General features: G+C 49.6%; 1 protein-coding gene. It reads left to right on the top strand.

Annotation, left to right across the window (positions count from 1 at the left end):
• The first annotated feature begins 18 nt into the window (after positions 1-18).
• Positions 19-315 carry a hypothetical protein gene (locus tag IB234_RS23835; protein WP_192322331.1) on the top strand — a complete coding sequence of 99 codons (297 nt, stop codon included), beginning with the start codon at positions 19-21 and terminating at the stop codon, positions 313-315.
• Positions 316-395 lie beyond the last annotated feature (80 nt).

Below are 395 nucleotides of genomic sequence, written 5' to 3'. Positions count from 1 at the left end.
CGTTAGAGGCAGCCAAGGATGAGCGTCTACTTCGAGAACGGATTTTCAGAGCCCAAGGCAATGATCCTCACCTTTGCGGGCTATATTTTCATCCTGTGCCTCCCCCTTGCCATTACATACATAGCAACGGGGCTCAAAGGCTCTCTAGTGGGACAAGTTAAGCTCTCAGCATTGGCGTTGATCATAGTTTCCGCAGGTTGCTTCATACTTTATGGTCCAGCTATCAGCTACCTCGCTCTAACGCTGGCAGCTCTCAGCCTTGGCTTTTCTGTCCATCAAGTTATGAATCGTCACAAGATCGAGGAAGGCCTCTAACAATGCGCTCAACTATCGCTCACTTCGTTCGCTGGACAGTCAAAAGCTGCGCTTTTGCCTGCCCGTTAGCTTAATCGTTA

Source organism: Pseudomonas sp. PDM16, from assembly GCF_014851865.1.
In the GTDB taxonomy this organism is placed as follows: domain Bacteria; phylum Pseudomonadota; class Gammaproteobacteria; order Pseudomonadales; family Pseudomonadaceae; genus Aquipseudomonas.
The sequence above is the reverse complement of the archived record's forward strand: the minus strand, read 5'-3'. Positions and strand labels throughout refer to the sequence as shown.

Bases quoted from the DNA above. Each gene is read 5' to 3' on its own strand.
- IB234_RS23835 (WP_192322331.1), top strand. From the start codon at position 19: ATGAGCGTCTACTTCGAGAACGGATTTTCAGAGCCCAAGGCAATGATC.